General features: G+C 54.2%; 19 protein-coding genes. 17 read left to right on the top strand and 2 right to left on the bottom strand.

Annotated elements, in window-relative coordinates:
- Positions 1 to 40 precede the first annotated feature (40 nt).
- From fliD to amyA, 4 genes are all read left to right on the top strand, one after another.
- Positions 41 to 1,444: a flagellar filament capping protein FliD gene (fliD, locus tag G8S19_RS08710; protein WP_101743183.1), complete on the top strand. Its 1,404-nt coding sequence runs from the start codon at positions 41 to 43 to the stop codon at positions 1,442 to 1,444.
- A 15-nt stretch (positions 1,445 to 1,459) separates the two neighbouring features.
- Complete coding sequence (fliS, locus tag G8S19_RS08705; protein WP_061068105.1) at positions 1,460 to 1,867, top strand: flagellar export chaperone FliS; 408 nt, start codon at positions 1,460 to 1,462, stop codon at positions 1,865 to 1,867.
- On the top strand, positions 1,867 to 2,238 hold the full coding sequence (gene fliT, locus G8S19_RS08700) for a flagella biosynthesis regulatory protein FliT (protein WP_048211316.1): 372 nt from the start codon (positions 1,867 to 1,869) through the stop codon (positions 2,236 to 2,238). Before fliS ends, fliT begins: the two co-directional genes overlap by 1 nt.
- A gap of 68 nt (positions 2,239 to 2,306) precedes the next feature.
- Positions 2,307 to 3,794, top strand: coding sequence for an alpha-amylase (amyA, locus tag G8S19_RS08695; RefSeq protein WP_137345474.1), 1,488 nt, complete (start codon positions 2,307 to 2,309; stop codon positions 3,792 to 3,794).
- A 40-nt stretch (positions 3,795 to 3,834) separates the two neighbouring features.
- Here amyA and yedD read toward each other — a convergent pair whose 3' ends face one another.
- On the bottom strand, positions 3,835 to 4,248 hold the full coding sequence (yedD, locus tag G8S19_RS08690; protein ID WP_048211314.1) for a lipoprotein YedD: 414 nt from the start codon (positions 4,246 to 4,248) through the stop codon (positions 3,835 to 3,837).
- Between the two features lie 185 nt (positions 4,249 to 4,433).
- On the opposite strand from yedD, the gene yedE reads away from it, so the two are divergent.
- Both yedE and yedF read left to right on the top strand, forming a co-directional pair.
- On the top strand, positions 4,434 to 5,639 hold the full coding sequence (gene yedE, locus G8S19_RS08685; protein WP_005127748.1) for a selenium metabolism membrane protein YedE/FdhT: 1,206 nt from the start codon (positions 4,434 to 4,436) through the stop codon (positions 5,637 to 5,639).
- Positions 5,636 to 5,869, top strand: coding sequence for a sulfurtransferase-like selenium metabolism protein YedF (gene yedF / locus G8S19_RS08680; RefSeq protein ID WP_000790504.1), 234 nt, complete (start codon positions 5,636 to 5,638; stop codon positions 5,867 to 5,869). The genes yedE and yedF overlap by 4 nt, the downstream gene beginning before the upstream one ends.
- Positions 5,870 to 5,923: 54 nt before the next feature.
- On the opposite strand, the gene fliE is transcribed toward yedF, so the two are convergent.
- Positions 5,924 to 6,238, bottom strand: coding sequence for a flagellar hook-basal body complex protein FliE (gene fliE, locus G8S19_RS08675; protein WP_005127749.1), 315 nt, complete (start codon positions 6,236 to 6,238; stop codon positions 5,924 to 5,926).
- Between the two features lie 216 nt (positions 6,239 to 6,454).
- On the opposite strand from fliE, the gene fliF reads away from it, so the two are divergent.
- The 11 genes from fliF to fliP all read left to right on the top strand — a co-directional run bounded on the left by fliF (position 6,455) and on the right by fliP (position 15,976).
- Complete coding sequence (gene fliF / locus G8S19_RS08670; RefSeq protein ID WP_048211312.1) at positions 6,455 to 8,134, top strand: flagellar basal-body MS-ring/collar protein FliF; 1,680 nt, start codon at positions 6,455 to 6,457, stop codon at positions 8,132 to 8,134.
- Positions 8,127 to 9,122 carry a flagellar motor switch protein FliG gene (gene fliG, locus G8S19_RS08665; RefSeq protein WP_048211311.1) on the top strand — a complete coding sequence of 332 codons (996 nt, stop codon included), beginning with the start codon at positions 8,127 to 8,129 and terminating at the stop codon, positions 9,120 to 9,122. Before fliF ends, fliG begins: the two co-directional genes overlap by 8 nt.
- Positions 9,115 to 9,822: a flagellar assembly protein FliH gene (gene fliH, locus G8S19_RS08660; protein ID WP_048211310.1), complete on the top strand. Its 708-nt coding sequence runs from the start codon at positions 9,115 to 9,117 to the stop codon at positions 9,820 to 9,822. Before fliG ends, fliH begins: the two co-directional genes overlap by 8 nt.
- Entirely contained in the window at positions 9,822 to 11,192 is a 1,371-nt protein-coding gene (fliI, locus tag G8S19_RS08655) for a flagellar protein export ATPase FliI (RefSeq protein WP_005127755.1), read from the top strand. Before fliH ends, fliI begins: the two co-directional genes overlap by 1 nt.
- Before the next feature lie 21 nt (positions 11,193 to 11,213).
- The gene (gene fliJ / locus G8S19_RS08650) at positions 11,214 to 11,657 is read left to right on the top strand and encodes a flagellar export protein FliJ (RefSeq protein WP_005127756.1); all 444 of its coding nucleotides are present in this window, start codon (positions 11,214 to 11,216) and stop codon (positions 11,655 to 11,657) included.
- Complete coding sequence (fliK, locus tag G8S19_RS08645; protein ID WP_253686444.1) at positions 11,654 to 12,871, top strand: flagellar hook length control protein FliK; 1,218 nt, start codon at positions 11,654 to 11,656, stop codon at positions 12,869 to 12,871. Before fliJ ends, fliK begins: the two co-directional genes overlap by 4 nt.
- A 104-nt stretch (positions 12,872 to 12,975) precedes the next feature.
- Entirely contained in the window at positions 12,976 to 13,443 is a 468-nt protein-coding gene (gene fliL / locus G8S19_RS08640) for a flagellar basal body-associated protein FliL (protein ID WP_048211308.1), read from the top strand.
- 4 nt (positions 13,444 to 13,447) lie between these two features.
- The gene (gene fliM, locus G8S19_RS08635) at positions 13,448 to 14,452 is read left to right on the top strand and encodes a flagellar motor switch protein FliM (protein ID WP_005127760.1); all 1,005 of its coding nucleotides are present in this window, start codon (positions 13,448 to 13,450) and stop codon (positions 14,450 to 14,452) included.
- Complete coding sequence (fliN, locus tag G8S19_RS08630; RefSeq protein WP_005127761.1) at positions 14,449 to 14,862, top strand: flagellar motor switch protein FliN; 414 nt, start codon at positions 14,449 to 14,451, stop codon at positions 14,860 to 14,862. The genes fliM and fliN overlap by 4 nt, the downstream gene beginning before the upstream one ends.
- 2 nt (positions 14,863 to 14,864) lie before the next feature.
- Positions 14,865 to 15,239: a flagellar biosynthetic protein FliO gene (gene fliO, locus G8S19_RS08625; RefSeq protein ID WP_253686442.1), complete on the top strand. Its 375-nt coding sequence runs from the start codon at positions 14,865 to 14,867 to the stop codon at positions 15,237 to 15,239.
- Positions 15,239 to 15,976 carry a flagellar type III secretion system pore protein FliP gene (fliP, locus tag G8S19_RS08620; protein ID WP_048211306.1) on the top strand — a complete coding sequence of 246 codons (738 nt, stop codon included), beginning with the start codon at positions 15,239 to 15,241 and terminating at the stop codon, positions 15,974 to 15,976. Before fliO ends, fliP begins: the two co-directional genes overlap by 1 nt.
- Positions 15,977 to 15,978 lie beyond the last annotated feature (2 nt).

Raw genomic sequence — 15,978 nt, 5'->3', positions numbered from 1 at the left:
ATAGCGGTTAACTACTGTTTGCAATCACAAGGAATTAGGCATGCCTTCATTTACATCACTGGGCGTTGGCTCGAACTTACCACTGGACACATTGCTGACAAACTTAACCACTGCTGAGAAAAAGCGCTTAACGCCCATTACCCAGCAGCAGAGCGCTAACACCTCGCGTCTGACCGCGTACGGTACGCTGAAAAGTGCATTAGAAAAATTTCAAACGGCGAATACCGCACTGAACAATGCCGACCTGTTTAAAAGCACCACGGCAACCAGCAGCACAGAAGACTTAAAGGTCAGTACAACCGCCGGTGCTGCTCCCGGTAAATATACCGTCAGCGTGTCCAAACTGGCACAAGCACAGTCGCTATCAACCACGTCCAAAATTACCTCTACCAAAGAACAGTTGGGCGATACCAGTGTTGATGAACGCACCATAACGATTTCACAACCGGGTCGTAAAGAACCCCTGGAAATCAAGTTAGGCAAAGGCGAAACCTCTCTGGAGGATATTCGTGACGCCATTAACGATGCGGACAGCGGTATTTCGGCAAGTCTGGTAAAGGTTAAGGAAGACGATTATCAGTTAGTGTTAACCGCGGAAAGCGGCACTGAAAGCGAAATGACCATCTCAGTCTCGAATGATTCGAAACTGAGCGATTTACTGTCCTATGACAGCAAAGCGGGCAGCGGCAAAATGAAGCAACTGGTCGGTGCGCAAAATGCGAAACTGACCGTCAACGGCATTGATATTGAACGTCAAAGCAATACCGTAACTGACGCACCGCAGGGCATCACGCTGCAACTGACCAAAGAAGTCAAAGATGCCTCAATCACGGTAACAAAAAGTGATGAAAAGGCCACAACGGCAATTAAAGCCTGGGTGGAAGCCTATAACTCACTGGTCGATACCTTTGGTACGCTGACTAAATATAAAGAAGTTGAACCGGGTGAAGCGGCCAGTGCAGATAACGGCGCATTACTGGGCGACAGTGTTCTCCGTACCATTCAAAACGGTATTCGTGCGCCATTTGCTAACAGCGGCAGCGAGTCCCCGTTTAAAACCATGTCTGAGATTGGCATTACTCAGGACGGTGGTACCGGCAAGTTAAAAATTGATGAAGAAAAACTGGCTAAGGCACTGAAAGATAACACAGCAGCGACCCGTGAACTGTTGGTGGGTGACGGCAAAGAAACCGGTATTACCACCAAGATTGCCACCGAAGTAAAAAGCTATCTGGCCGATGACGGTATTATCGACAATGCGCAAGACAATATTAACGCCAACCTGAAACTGCTGACTAAGCAGTATCTGACCGTGAGTAACAGCATTGATGAAGTCGTGGCTCGCTATAAAGCACAGTTTACCCAACTCGATTCCATGATGAGTAAGCTGAACAGCACCAGTACCTATCTGGGCCAACAATTTTCAGCGATGAATAATTCCTGATAACACGAGGTAAGCATGTATACCGCGAGCGGTACCAAAGCCTATGCACAGGTCAGCGTGGAAAGCGCCGTGATGAGCGCCAACCCGCATCAGTTGATCGAAATGTTGTTTGATGGCGCACATAGCGCCCTGGTGCGCGCTCGTCTGTTTATGCAGCAAGGCGATATCGTTGCCAAAGGTGAGGCATTAAGCAAGGCAATCAATATCATCGATAATGGTCTGAAGGCGGGCCTGGACCACGAAAAAGGAGGAGAGATCGCCACCCATCTTTCTTCGTTGTACGACTATATGGTTCGCCGTTTATTGCACGCAAATCTGAATAATGATTGTCAGGCGATTGAAGAAGTCGAAGGGTTGCTCGGAAACATCGCGGATGCCTGGAAACAGATCTCACCAACCGCGTCGTCCCAGGAGTCCCGTTAATGACCTCAGCCGTGGAGTTTATCAACCGTTGGCAGCGCATTGCGCTGCTCAGTCACTCGCTGCTGGAACTGGCGCAGCGAGGTGAATGGGACCTTTTACTGGAACAGGAAGTTAGCTATCTGCAAAGTATTGAAGTGGTCATGGAAGAACAAACTCCATCTGGCATCACGCGAAGCGTTCAGGATTTGATTGCCGGGTATATTAAACAGACGCTGGATAACGAACAGTTGCTCAAAGCATTACTGCAGCAGCGTCTGGATGAACTCAGCACGCTGATCGGTCAGTCAACCCGCCAGAAGACGCTAAATAACGCCTACGGTCGGCTTTCCGGTATGTTACTGGTTCCGGATGCGCCAACTGCCCCACAATAATTTCCCGCTTCGTCTGAATAATCTTCCATACTCCAGAGGTCGGCCAAACGGCTTCTGGAGCACGGAAGATGAAAAACCCCACCTTATTGCAGTACTTCCACTGGTATTACCCTGATGGCGGCCAGCTCTGGTCGGAACTCGCCGCACGCGCGGACGGACTTAATGATATCGGCATCAATATGATATGGCTGCCTCCTGCCTATAAAGGTGCGTCCGGCGGATACTCCGTTGGCTATGACACCTACGATCTGTTTGATTTAGGCGAATTCGACCAGAAAGGCACTATTGCCACCAAATACGGCGATAAAAATCAGTTACTGGCGGCAATCGACGCGTTAAAGCACAACGATATCGCGGTACTGCTGGATGTGGTGGTCAACCACAAAATGGGGGCCGACGAGAAAGAACACATTCAGGTTCAGCGCGTAAACGCCGATGACCGCACGCAGATTGACGATGAGATTGTCGAATGCGAGGCCTGGACGCGGTACACCTTCCCTGCCCGTGCGGGTCAGTACTCTCAATTCATTTGGGACTACAAATGCTTTAGCGGCATCGATCATATTGAAAATCCCACCGAGGACGGCATTTTTAAAATCGTGAATGATTATACCGGCGAAGGCTGGAACGATCAGGTCGATGACGAACTGGGCAACTTTGACTATCTGATGGGCGAAAATATCGATTTTCGCAATCATGCCGTGACCGAAGAGCTCAAATACTGGGCACGGTGGGTGATGGATCAAACCCATTGCGATGGTTTTCGCCTGGATGCCGTCAAACATATCCCGGCATGGTTCTATAAAGAGTGGATCGAGCACGTCCAGGAGGTGGCACCCAGGCCGCTGTTTATCGTCGCGGAATACTGGTCTCATGATGTCGATAAGCTGCAAACCTATATTAACCAGGTCGAGGGGAAAACCATGCTGTTTGATGCCCCTTTGCAAATGAAGTTTCACGAAGCGTCCCGCCAGGGTCGCGATTATGACATGAGCCAGATTTTCACCGATACGCTGGTGGAGGCCGATCCCTTTCATGCGGTGACGCTGGTTGCGAACCATGACACCCAGCCGTTACAGGCGCTGGAAGCCCCCGTCGAGGCGTGGTTTAAGCCGCTGGCCTACGCGCTGATCCTGCTGCGCGAAAACGGCGTGCCGTCGGTGTTCTACCCCGATCTTTACGGGGCACATTACGAAGACACTGGCGACGATGGCGAAACTTATCCTATCGACATGCCCATCATCGAACAGCTTGATGAACTGATCCTCGCACGTCAGCGCTTCGCTCACGGCGTACAGACGCTCTTTTTCGATCATCCTAACTGTATCGCCTTTAGCCGCAGCGGAACGGACGACGATCCCGGCTGCGTGGTTGTTCTGTCTAACGGCGATGACGGGGAGAAGACCATCAATCTCGGCGCGAATTACGGCAATAAAACCTGGCGTGATTATCTGGGAAATCGCGAGGAAAGCGTGGTCACCGATGAAAACGGCGAAGCAACGTTTTATTGTAACGGCGGGAGCGTCAGCGTGTGGGTCATTGAAGAAGTGATTTAAAACTCAACCCCGGTGGCCATTGACTACCGGGGCGTACGGCTTATGGCAGTGGCGTAGGCAACGGCGTTTTCTTTAACGCATCGGCGCACTCCTGCGTCGGGCGATCAACCCGCTGCAGCGTCATACCGTCATATTCCAGCGTATTGCCGTCACGCTCAATCTCATACAGCTCGCGTTTCACCGTCACGTTGGTGAGATCGCCAGAGAGCATCGTTAGCTTGCCCGGCAGCGCGATCACTCGCTGCCACTGACGGCAATCCAACGTATCCCCCTCTTTTGTGACAATCAGACTGGCGATCGCTTCCGGGCTCACCAGCGCGCGCTGCGGACCTTTTGACTGCCAGTATCCTGCCAGACCGGCAGGAGCTGGTGTTTTCACCACGTCATTATAATTTTGTACCTCGGCGCAGCCAGCAAGCACCAACAATGCACCAACGATTGCTAATTTTTTCATCATTCATCCTGCATGCGAAGAAAAGGGGATTGTGGCATTAAAGCCCTGATGTCGCCAGCCTTTCGGCAGCCCGGAGAAAGATTGATCCAGACGGTGTTACCTCTTATTACTCATAGTCAAAAATTCTGATCGGTGTAATATCCACGCTTCTTGTTACATACCTTCTGAGTTCAGAGGCAAAACGCATGTCATGGCAACACTTCAAACAGGCCTGGTTAATTAAATTTTGGGCCCCTGCCCCTGCGGTTATCGCAGCGGGTATTCTCTCCACTTACTATTTCGGCATTACGGGAACCTTCTGGGCCGTTACCGGCGAATTTACCCGCTGGGGTGGGCAAATCCTGCAACTGTTTGGCGTGCACGCCGAAGAGTGGGGATACTATAAACTGATCCACCTCGAAGGTTCGCCCCTGACGCGTATCGACGGGATGATGATCCTCGGTATGTTCGGCGGCTGTTTCGCTGCCGCACTGTGGGCCAACAACGTCAAATTACGCATGCCGCGCAGTCGGATCCGCATTCTGCAGGCGGTGGTCGGCGGGATGATCGCCGGTTTCGGCGCCCGTCTGGCAATGGGCTGTAACCTGGCCGCGTTTTTTACCGGCATTCCACAGTTCTCGCTGCATGCCTGGTTCTTCGCGCTGGCAACGGCTATGGGCTCATGGTTTGGCGCCCGCTTTACCCTGCTACCGATGTTTCGTATTCCGGTCAAAATGCAGAAAGTTTCCGCCGCCTCGCCGCTGACGCAAAAACCGGAACAAGCGCGTCGTCGTTTCCGCCTCGGTATGCTGGTATTTATCGGCATGATCGGCTGGGCGCTATTGACCGCAATGGACAAGCCGAAGCTGGGTCTGGCCATGTTGTTTGGCGTTGGGTTCGGCCTGCTGATTGAACGGGCGCAAATCTGCTTTACCTCGGCCTTCCGCGATCTGTGGATTTCCGGGCGCACCCATATGGCAAAAGCCATTATCTTCGGCATGGCGGTGAGCGCCATTGGTATCTTTAGCTATGTGCAACTGGGCGTTGAGCCGAAGATTATGTGGGCTGGTCCAAATGCGGTGATCGGCGGCTTACTGTTTGGTTTCGGTATCGTGCTGGCGGGCGGGTGTGAGACCGGCTGGATGTACCGCGCGGTTGAGGGCCAGGTGCATTACTGGTGGGTGGGGCTGGGAAACGTTATCGGCTCGACCATTCTGGCTTACTACTGGGATGACTTTGCCCCTGCCCTTGCCACTCGCTGGGATAAAGTGAATCTGCTCGACACCTTTGGGCCGCTCGGCGGGCTACTGGTGACTTATCTGCTGTTGTTTATTGCATTGATGCTCATCATCGGTTGGGAAAAACGTTTCTTCCGCCGCGCAGGGCTGACGCCTGCTAAGGAATCCGCATGAAAAATATCGTCCCTGATTATCGCCTCGACATGGTCGGTGAACCGTGCCCTTACCCGGCGGTCGCCACGCTGGAAGCCATGCCGCAGTTGAAGAAAGGTGAAATTCTGGAAGTGGTCAGCGATTGCCCGCAGTCAATCAACAATATTCCGCTGGATGCGCGTAACCATGGGTACACGGTGCTGGATATTCAGCAGGATGGGCCAACGATTCGCTATCTGATTCAAAAATAAGTGTAGGCCGGATAGCGCTGCGCTTATCCGGCCTACATTCTCTGCTTATTGCACCTACACCTGCATGGACATCACTTCCTGGTAGGCTGATACCAGTTTGTTGCGCACCTGAATACCCATCTGCATCGAAACCGACGCTTTCTGCATATCGGTCATCACATCATTCAGCGCAATGCCTGGTTCACCCAGGGTAAATTTTTCAGCCTGAACGCGAGAGGCGGTTTGCACATCGCTGATTCTGTCCAATGCCGCGTGCAGCTGACCGGCAAAACTCACGGTCGATTGTGGCTGCACATCCTGCATTTTCGCTGACATTGCCGTGGCCTGTAGCTGACTGATAACCCCTTCAATCCCCTGTATTGCCGACATTCTGATCCCCTGGATGATTTTTTACGTAGCAGAGATTACCAGCTCGTCAATAAGATAAAGGCGCTAAATAACGATAAAAAACCTCGGTTTTTAACGCATAGAAAAATTCGAAACCGCAAATAATGAGACCGTCAATTTTTCGAGTTTGCTGACCCGGGAGTGAGTCTTGTTCCACTTTGCAAAAAACGCCGTCCACGATAAGCCACGAGGTGCGAGATGAGTGCGACAGCATCGACTGCAACCCAACTGAAACCTCTCGAGTGGTTAAATCGCCTGCGCGCGAATCCCAAAATCCCTCTGATTGTGGCGGGTGCCGCTGCCGTCGCTATCATCGTTGCGATGGTCCTGTGGGCCAAAGCACCTGACTACCGCACACTGTTCAGCAACCTATCCGATCAGGACGGTGGCGCGATTGTCACGCAGCTGACGCAGATGAACGTTCCTTATCGTTTCACTGAGGGAAGCGGCGCCATTGAAGTCCCTGCTGATAAAGTTCATGAACTGCGTTTACGCCTGGCACAGCAAGGCCTGCCGAAAGGCGGCGCGGTGGGCTTTGAGTTACTGGACCAGGAAAAGTTTGGTATCAGCCAGTTTAGCGAGCAGGTCAACTACCAGCGAGCTCTGGAAGGCGAATTAGCCCGTACCATTGAAACACTGGGGCCGGTAAAACGCGCCCGTGTCCATCTTGCGATGCCCAAACCGTCACTGTTCGTACGTGAACAAAAAGCCCCTTCTGCCTCCGTCACGGTAAACCTGGAGCCGGGTCGAGCACTGGACGAAGGTCAGATTAGCGCGGTAACGCATCTGGTCTCCAGCGCTGTCGCAGGCTTGCCGCCGGGCAACGTGACGCTGGTCGATCAAGCAGGACATCTGTTAACCCAGTCGAACACCAGCAGCCGCGACCTGAACGATGCGCAGCTGAAATATGCCAGCGATGTTGAAGGTCGCGTACAGCGTCGTATTGAATCAATCCTGTCGCCCATTGTCGGTAACGGCAACGTACATGCACAGGTTACTGCCCAGCTGGATTTCGCCAACAAAGAGCAAACCGAAGAGAAGTACAGCCCAAATGGCGACGACTCACAGGCTGTTCTGCGTTCACGTCAGCTTAACGTCAGCGAGCAGATAGGAAGCGGAGCGCCTGGCGGCGTACCGGGCGCACTGTCTAACCAGCCCGCGCCGGCGAATACGGCCCCGATTAATACACCACCGGCAAATCAGCAAAACCCGCAGAATGCGCAAACCACGCAAACGGCGAATAACGCCAATGCCGGACCGCGCAGCACGCAGCGTAACGAAACCAGCAACTATGAAGTTGACCGTACCATTCGTCACACCAAGATGAATGTGGGTGATGTACAGCGCCTGTCGGTGGCGGTAGTGGTCAACTATAAAACGTTACCGGATGGCAAACCGCTGCCGTTAACCGCCGACCAAATGAAACAAATTGAGGACCTGACCCGCGAGGCCATGGGCTTCTCTGAAAAACGCGGCGATACCCTGAATGTCGTGAACTCCCCCTTCACCGCAAGTGATGACGCGGGCGGAGAGCTTCCATTCTGGCAGCAGCAGTCCTTTATTGATCAGCTAATGTCCGCTGGCCGTTGGTTGCTGGTTCTGTTGGTGGCCTGGATCCTGTGGCGTAAAGCGGTTCGTCCGCAGTTGATGCGTCGCAGCGAAGAGGTCAAAGCCGCACAAGAACAAACACGTATTCGCCAGGAAACGGAAGAAGCGGTTGAAGTTCGCCTCAGCAAAGACGAGCAGACCCAGCAGCGCCGTAACAACCAGCGGCTGGGTGCTGAAGTCATGAGCCAGCGTATTCGTGAAATGTCAGATAACGATCCGCGCGTCGTGGCGCTGGTCATTCGCCAGTGGATAAATAACGAACATGAGTAATCTTAGCGGCACCGATAAAAGCGTCATCTTATTGATGACCATTGGCGAAGATCGCGCGGCGGAGGTCTTTAAGCACCTTTCCACGCGCGAAGTACAGGCCCTCAGTACGGCAATGGCCAACGTGCGTCAGATCTCCAACAAGCAGTTGACGGAGGTTCTGGCCGAATTTGAACAAGAAGCCGAGCAGTTTGCCGCACTGAACATCAACGCCAACGAATACCTGCGCTCCGTGCTGGTAAAAGCGTTGGGCGAAGAACGTGCCTCCAGCCTGCTGGAAGACATTCTGGAAACTCGCGATACCACCAGCGGCATTGAAACGCTCAACTTTATGGAGCCACAAAGCGCCGCCGATCTTATTCGCGACGAGCACCCGCAGATTATCGCCACCATTCTGGTTCACCTCAAACGGGGCCAGGCCGCCGATATTCTGGCGCTGTTCGACGAGCGCTTACGCCACGATGTCATGCTGCGTATCGCGACTTTCGGCGGCGTACAGCCTGCCGCACTGGCAGAACTGACCGAAGTGCTGAACGGGTTGCTCGACGGCCAGAACCTCAAGCGCAGCAAAATGGGCGGCGTGAGGACAGCAGCAGAAATTATCAACCTGATGAAGACGCAGCAGGAAGAAGCGGTTATTACCGCGGTACGAGAATTCGACGGCGAGCTGGCGCAGAAAATTATCGACGAGATGTTCCTGTTCGAAAATCTGGTGGATGTCGACGATCGCAGCATCCAGCGTCTGTTGCAGGAAGTGGATTCCGAATCGCTGCTGATAGCCCTGAAAGGTGCCGAGCAACCATTACGCGAGAAGTTCCTGCGCAACATGTCGCAGCGTGCCGCCGATATCCTGCGCGACGATCTTGCCAACCGCGGTCCGGTACGTTTGTCGCAGGTGGAAAACGAACAGAAAGCAATTCTGCTTATCGTACGTCGTCTGGCCGAGACCGGCGAGATGGTGATCGGCAGCGGCGAGGATACCTATGTCTAACGATCTGCCATGGAAAGTCTGGACGCCTGACGATCTCGCCCCGCCAATGGCGGAGTTCATACTGGCCGATCATACCGACGATCAGCCGTCCGACGAGACAGAGGAGCCACAGCTATCTGCGGAACAACAGCTTGAGCAGCAGTTGGCGCAAATGCAGCTCCAGGCCCATGAGCAAGGATATAATGCCGGCCTGGCTGAAGGTCGGCAAAAAGGGCACGCACAAGGTTATCAGGACGGACTGGCCCAGGGTCTGGAGCAGGGTCAGAACCAGGCTCGCGCCCAACATGCGCCGATTCATGCCCGCATGCAGCAACTGGTCAGTGAGTTTCAGAATACACTGGATGCACTGGACAGCGTCATTGCATCGCGCCTGATGCAAATGGCGCTGGAAGCGGCGCGCCAGGTTATCGGCCAGACACCCATCGTGGATAACGCCGCGCTGATTAAGCAAATCCAACAGCTGTTGCAACAGGAGCCGCTGTTTAGCGGTAAACCGCAGTTGCGCGTCCATCCGGACGATCTGCAGCGGGTGGAAGAGATGCTGGGGGCGACCCTCAGTCTGCACGGCTGGCGACTGCGTGGCGATCCAACGTTGCATCACGGTGGCTGTAAAGTCTCTGCTGATGAAGGCGATCTGGACGCCAGTGTTGCCACCCGCTGGCAAGAGCTCTGCCGTCTGGCAGCGCCGGGAGTCGTGTAATGACCACTCGCCTGACTCGCTGGCTCAACACGCTGGACAACTTCGAAGAAAAAATGTCGCTGCTGCCTGCGGTGCGTCGTTACGGGCGTCTGACCCGCGCCACCGGGCTGGTACTGGAAGCCACAGGTCTGCAGTTGCCGCTGGGTGCCACCTGCGTCATTGAGCGTCAGGATGGCAACGAAACCCAGGAAGTCGAAAGCGAAGTGGTTGGCTTTAATGGTCAACGCCTGTTTCTGATGCCGCTAGAAGAGGTCGAAGGCGTTCTGCCGGGCGCGCGCGTTTACGCGAAAAACATCGCCGGCGAAGGGCTGCAAAGCGGGAAACAATTACCGCTGGGCCCTGCCCTGCTGGGGCGTGTTCTCGATGGCAGCGGGAAGCCGCTTGATGGGTTGCCTGCACCCGACACCACGGAAACAGGGGCGCTAATCACCCCGCCATTTAACCCCCTGCAACGTACCCCGATTGAACACGTGCTGGATACTGGCGTACGGCCTATCAATGCGCTGTTAACCGTCGGGCGCGGTCAGCGAATGGGGCTTTTCGCTGGTTCCGGTGTGGGTAAAAGCGTCCTGCTCGGCATGATGGCACGCTATACCCAGGCTGACGTCATTGTTGTCGGTCTGATTGGCGAGCGTGGACGCGAAGTTAAAGATTTTATTGAAAATATACTTGGCGCCGAGGGACGTGCACGCTCGGTGGTGATTGCCGCTCCGGCGGACGTTTCCCCGCTGTTGCGTATGCAGGGTGCAGCCTACGCCACGCGCATCGCCGAAGATTTTCGCGATCGCGGCCAGCACGTGCTGCTGATTATGGATTCCCTCACCCGTTATGCAATGGCACAGCGTGAAATTGCACTGGCGATCGGCGAACCTCCGGCAACGAAAGGCTATCCGCCGTCGGTGTTTGCTAAATTACCCGCACTGGTTGAACGGGCTGGTAACGGTATTCATGGCGGCGGTTCCGTGACCGCATTTTATACCGTACTGACCGAAGGCGACGACCAACAGGACCCTATTGCTGACTCCGCCCGTGCCATTCTCGACGGTCACATTGTCCTGTCCCGTCATCTGGCCGAGGCCGGTCACTACCCGGCCATTGATATTGAAGCCTCAATCAGCCGCGCAATGACCGCATTGATCAGCGAGAAACATTATGCGCGGGTACGCAACTTTAAGCAGCTACTGTCCAGTTTCCAGCGTAACCGCGATCTGGTCAGCGTAGGCGCCTACGCCAAAGGCAGCGATCCCATGTTGGATAAAGCCATTGCCTTATGGCCACAGCTGGAAGCATTTTTACAGCAAGGCATCTTTGAACGAGCCGACTGGGAAGACTCCCTGCAGGCTTTGGATCTGATTTTCCCTGGTGTGTGATTAAGCAGGAGAGCATAGGTCATGGCACAACATGGTGCGCTGGCAACACTTAAAGACCTGGCTGAAAAAGAAGTCGATGACGCAGCTATCTTATTAGGCGAGATGCGCCGCGGATGTCAGCAGGCGGAAGAGCAGTTGAAGATGCTGATCGATTATCAGCATGAATATCGCAACAATCTTAATAGCGATATGGGTCAGGGTATTACCAGTAATCGCTGGATTAACTATCAACAATTTATTCAGACGCTGGAAAAAGCGATTGAGCAACATCGCCAACAGCTCAACCAATGGACGCAGAAAGTGGACCAGGCGTTGAGCAGTTGGCGCGATAAAAAGCAGCGACTGCAGGCATGGCAGACTCTGCAGGACAGGCAAACCACAGCCGCGTTACTAGCTGAAAACCGCCTGGATCAGAAAAAAATGGATGAATTTGCTCAGCGTGCAGCTATGAGGAAACCCGAATGATTACTTTACCCCAACTGATTACCACCGACACCGACGTAGCCGCAGGTCTTCAGTCAGGCAAAGCGGTAGATTCCCCCGAGGATTTTTTAGCGTTGCTGGCAGGTGCATTAGGTGCAGGCGATGCACAGGGTAAAGGCGCCCCGCTGTCACTGGCCGATTTACAGGCCGCAGGCAGCAAACTGCAAAAAGGGTTATTGCAAAAGAATGGTGATACCGCGCAGACGCTAAAATTAGCCGATCTGCTGACACAAAAAGAGGTCCAGACCGAGGCGTCGCTGGCCGACCTGACTGATGCACAACAGTTGCTGTCTGCGCTCACGCCGTCACTGAAGGTTAATGCCCTGACAACACTGGGCAAAACCGCACAGCAGGATGAAAAAACCGCCCGTCTGAGCGATGACGATCTCGCCAACCTGAGTGCGCTGTTCGCTATGCTGCCAGGGCAACAGGTAACCACTCCGGCTGTTGATGCCACCCCAGCCCCTGCGGATGCTACGCTGTCGGTGCTGTTACGTGGTAATGCCCCCAGCACGACTGCCGATAGCGCCAGTGAATTACTGACCGGCGAAGGGAAAAAAGGTAAAGCAGATACAGCGATGCATGCCAGTGGCGCGGATCAGACCAACAATGCTGGTTTCACCCCATTAACGGCAGCGGCAGCAACGCGCGCAGAGATTGAAAGTTCACCGTCACCAACCAGCGTTGGCGCAACAATAGCTCCGCTGGCTGGCACACAGACACATGCGCAGCCGTTACCGACTGCCGCGGCTCCGGTATTGAGCGCCCCGCTGGGAAGCCATGAATGGCAGCAATCACTGAGTCAACACGTCACGCTGTTCACCCGCCAGGGCCAGCAAAGTGCGGAACTGCGTTTGCATCCGCAGGACCTGGGGCAAGTGCAGATTTCCCTCAAGCTTGATGACAACATGGCGCAACTGCAAATGGTCTCGCCTCATAGCCACGTTCGCGCGGCGCTGGAAGCGGCATTACCCATGCTGCGCACGCAGTTGGCTGAAAGCGGGATCCAACTGGGGCAAAGCAGTATCAGCAGCGAAAGTTTCACCGGTCAGCAACAGTCGTCTTCACAGCAACAACAGGCTGGGCGTGCGCATGGACAAGATATTTTTGCTCCCGAAGATGATGCTGTTCTGGCCACACCTGCCGCACTGCAAGCCGCGGCTCGCGGTGATGGTGCAGTAGACATCTTCGCCTAACGCCAGAGGTAGCATGATTATCCGCGTCTTTTCCACGCTTTGTCGTGGTCAGGACACGGGATAATCAGCCTATAAGCTGTACCGAAACAGGAAGCCCGTATCTGATGACTGACTCCGCGATTAACAAAAAGAGTAAACGCGCTATTTGGATCCCTCTGCTGGTGTTAATTACGCTCGCCGCCCTCGCTACTGCGGGCTATAGCTACTGGCGCATGCAGCAGCAACCGTCCGCCAGCGTAAAAGCGGAACCGGCTCCACCGCCTGCCCCAGTGTTCTTTGCACTGGATACGTTTACCGTCAATTTAGGTGATGCGGATCGCGTGCTGTATATCGGTATCACACTGCGCATGAAAGACGAGGCGACACGCTCGCGTCTGAACGAATATCTGCCAGAAGTGCGCAGCCGTCTGCTGCTATTGTTCTCTCGCCAGAACGCCGCCACGCTCGCAACAGAAGAAGGCAAACAGCAGCTGATTGCCGCTATCAAAGAGACGCTCGCGACTCCGCTCGTTGTCGGGCAGCCGAAACAGGTTGTCACCGACGTTCTTTATACAGCTTTTATTCTGCGGTAAAGACATGGGCGACAGTATTCTTTCTCAGGCTGAAATCGACGCATTGCTTAACGGCGATAGCGAAACTAAAGACGAACCCATTTCCGGTATCGCAAATGAAAGCGATATTCGTCCTTATGATCCCAACACTCAGCGCCGCGTCGTTCGTGAGCGTTTGCAGGCGCTGGAGATCATTAACGAACGCTTTGCGCGCCAGTTCCGTATGGGGTTATTTAACCTGCTACGCCGCAGCCCGGATATTACCGTGGGCGCGATCCGTATCCAGCCCTACCACGAGTTTGCACGTAACTTACCGGTTCCGACCAACCTGAACTTAATCCACCTGAAACCGTTACGCGGGACAGGTCTGGTGGTGTTCTCACCGAGTCTGGTGTTTATCGCCGTAGATAACCTGTTCGGCGGTGATGGTCGTTTCCCGACGAAAGTCGAAGGCCGTGAATTTACGCACACTGAACAACGCGTCATCAACCGCATGCTGAAACTGGCGCTGGAAAGCTACAGCGACGCGTGGAAGGCTATCAACCCGCTGGAAGTGGAATATGTCCGTTCCGAGATGCAGGTGAAGTTTACAAATATCACCACCTCCCCGAACGACATCGTGGTGAACACCCCGTTCCACGTTGAAATCGGCAACCTGACCGGTGAATTTAACATCTGTCTGCCATTCAGCATGATTGAACCGTTGCGCGAACTGCTGGTAAACCCACCGCTGGAAAACTCGCGTAATGAAGATCAGAACTGGCGCAATAATCTGGTGCGTCAGGTTCAGCATTCTGAACTGGAACTGGTAGCAAACTTTGCTGACATTCCGCTGCGGCTGTCCCAGATTTTGAAGCTGAAACCCGGCGATGTACTGCCGATTGAAAAACCCGACCGCATTATTGCTCATGTGGACGGCGTACCTGTGCTGACCAGCCAATATGGCACCGTAAATGGTCAGTATGCGTTACGCGTAGAACATTTGATAAACCCGATTTTGAATTCGCTGAATGAGGAACAGCCCAAATGAGTGACATGAATAATCCGTCCGATGAGAACACTGGTGCATTGGACGATCTGTGGGCTGACGCGTTAAACGAGCAAAAAACGACGACCACCAAAAGTGCGGCCGATGCGGTATTCCAGCAGTTAGGCGGCGGCGATGTCAGCGGTGCGCTGCAGGATATCGACCTGATCATGGATATTCCGGTCAAGCTGACCGTTGAATTGGGCCGCACCCGCATGACCATCAAAGAGTTACTGCGCCTGACGCAGGGTTCGGTCGTCGCGCTGGACGGTCTGGCGGGCGAGCCGCTGGATATTCTGATCAACGGTTATTTGATTGCTCAGGGTGAAGTTGTGGTAGTCGCAGATAAATACGGTGTACGTATTACTGACATTATTACCCCATCTGAACGTATGCGTCGTCTGAGCCGTTAACGATGAATACCCAGGCCACCGTCGCTCAGCCCGCTGCTGTACCCGGCTCACCGTTAGTGCATGTCAGCGGCGCGCTGCTGGGGATCATTGTGTTGATCCTGGGAGCCGCCTGGCTGATTAAGCGCCTGGGATTTGCCCCCAAAAGCGTCGGTACGCGTGGACTGAAAGTTTCAGCCAGTACCTCATTAGGCCCACGTGAGCGGGTGGTAATTGTTGAGGTCGAAGACGCGCGTCTGGTGCTGGGCGTTACAGCGTCGCAGATCAACGTTCTGCATACCCTCCCCCCGGCACCTGCCAGTGCAGAAGAAAAAGCGGCCTCCCCTGCGGATTTCCAGGCCATGATGAAGAGTTTGCTGAAGCGTCCTGGGAGATCCTGATGCGCCGTTTGTTATCCCTCACGCTGACGGGTGTGTGGCTGTTCAGCCCAGCAGCCCTGGCCCAACTACCGGGTCTGGTTAGCCAGCCGCTGCCCGGCGGCGGACAAAGCTGGTCATTGCCCGTCCAAACGCTGGTGTTTATCACCTCGCTGACGTTCCTGCCCGCTATTTTGCTGATGATGACCAGCTTCACCCGCATCATCATCGTTTTTGGCCTGTTACGTAATGCGCTGGGAACACCGTCAGCACCGCCGAACCAGGTTTTACTTGGACTGGCGCTGTTTTTGACCTTTTTCATCATGTCGCCGGTGATCGACAAAATCTACGTTGATGCGTATCAACCCTTCAGCGAAGAGAAGATCTCCATGCAGGAAGCCATGGAGAAAGGCGCACAGCCGTTGCGTGAGTTTATGCTGCGTCAGACCCGTGAGGCCGATCTGGCTCTGTTCGCCCGCCTGGCAAACAGCGGCCCGTTACAGGGGCCTGAAGCCGTACCGATGCGCATTTTGCTGCCGGCTTATGTCACCAGTGAGTTGAAAACGGCATTCCAGATAGGTTTTACCATTTTCATTCCATTTCTGATAATCGATCTGGTTATCGCCAGCGTCCTGATGGCGCTCGGGATGATGATGGTGCCACCTGCCACCATTGCACTCCCATTCAAGCTGATGCTGTTTGTGCTGGTTGACGGCTGGCAGCTGCTTGTCGGCTCGCTTGCACAAAGCTTTTACAGTTAGAG

Origin of the sequence: Citrobacter sp. SX206 (genome assembly GCF_024181025.1) — a bacterium.
GTDB classification, from domain to species: domain Bacteria; phylum Pseudomonadota; class Gammaproteobacteria; order Enterobacterales; family Enterobacteriaceae; genus Citrobacter; species Citrobacter youngae.
Note: the sequence above shows the minus strand (reverse complement) of the source record. Positions and strands in the feature narration are given on the sequence as shown.

Excerpts from the sequence above, each read along its gene's own strand:
- fliD (WP_101743183.1), top strand. The coding sequence starts at position 41 with ATGCCTTCATTTACATCACTGGGCGTTGGCTCGAACTTACCACTGGAC.
- fliS (WP_061068105.1), top strand. The coding sequence starts at position 1,460 with ATGTATACCGCGAGCGGTACCAAAGCCTATGCACAGGTCAGCGTGGAA.
- fliT (WP_048211316.1), top strand. The coding sequence starts at position 1,867 with ATGACCTCAGCCGTGGAGTTTATCAACCGTTGGCAGCGCATTGCGCTG.
- amyA (WP_137345474.1), top strand. The coding sequence starts at position 2,307 with ATGAAAAACCCCACCTTATTGCAGTACTTCCACTGGTATTACCCTGAT.
- yedD (WP_048211314.1), bottom strand. The coding sequence starts at position 4,248 with ATGAAAAAATTAGCAATCGTTGGTGCATTGTTGGTGCTTGCTGGCTGC.
- yedE (WP_005127748.1), top strand. The coding sequence starts at position 4,434 with ATGTCATGGCAACACTTCAAACAGGCCTGGTTAATTAAATTTTGGGCC.
- yedF (WP_000790504.1), top strand. The coding sequence starts at position 5,636 with ATGAAAAATATCGTCCCTGATTATCGCCTCGACATGGTCGGTGAACCG.
- fliE (WP_005127749.1), bottom strand. The coding sequence starts at position 6,238 with ATGTCGGCAATACAGGGGATTGAAGGGGTTATCAGTCAGCTACAGGCC.
- fliF (WP_048211312.1), top strand. The coding sequence starts at position 6,455 with ATGAGTGCGACAGCATCGACTGCAACCCAACTGAAACCTCTCGAGTGG.
- fliG (WP_048211311.1), top strand. The coding sequence starts at position 8,127 with ATGAGTAATCTTAGCGGCACCGATAAAAGCGTCATCTTATTGATGACC.
- fliH (WP_048211310.1), top strand. The coding sequence starts at position 9,115 with ATGTCTAACGATCTGCCATGGAAAGTCTGGACGCCTGACGATCTCGCC.
- fliI (WP_005127755.1), top strand. The coding sequence starts at position 9,822 with ATGACCACTCGCCTGACTCGCTGGCTCAACACGCTGGACAACTTCGAA.
- fliJ (WP_005127756.1), top strand. The coding sequence starts at position 11,214 with ATGGCACAACATGGTGCGCTGGCAACACTTAAAGACCTGGCTGAAAAA.
- fliK (WP_253686444.1), top strand. The coding sequence starts at position 11,654 with ATGATTACTTTACCCCAACTGATTACCACCGACACCGACGTAGCCGCA.
- fliL (WP_048211308.1), top strand. The coding sequence starts at position 12,976 with ATGACTGACTCCGCGATTAACAAAAAGAGTAAACGCGCTATTTGGATC.
- fliM (WP_005127760.1), top strand. The coding sequence starts at position 13,448 with ATGGGCGACAGTATTCTTTCTCAGGCTGAAATCGACGCATTGCTTAAC.
- fliN (WP_005127761.1), top strand. The coding sequence starts at position 14,449 with ATGAGTGACATGAATAATCCGTCCGATGAGAACACTGGTGCATTGGAC.
- fliO (WP_253686442.1), top strand. The coding sequence starts at position 14,865 with ATGAATACCCAGGCCACCGTCGCTCAGCCCGCTGCTGTACCCGGCTCA.
- fliP (WP_048211306.1), top strand. The coding sequence starts at position 15,239 with ATGCGCCGTTTGTTATCCCTCACGCTGACGGGTGTGTGGCTGTTCAGC.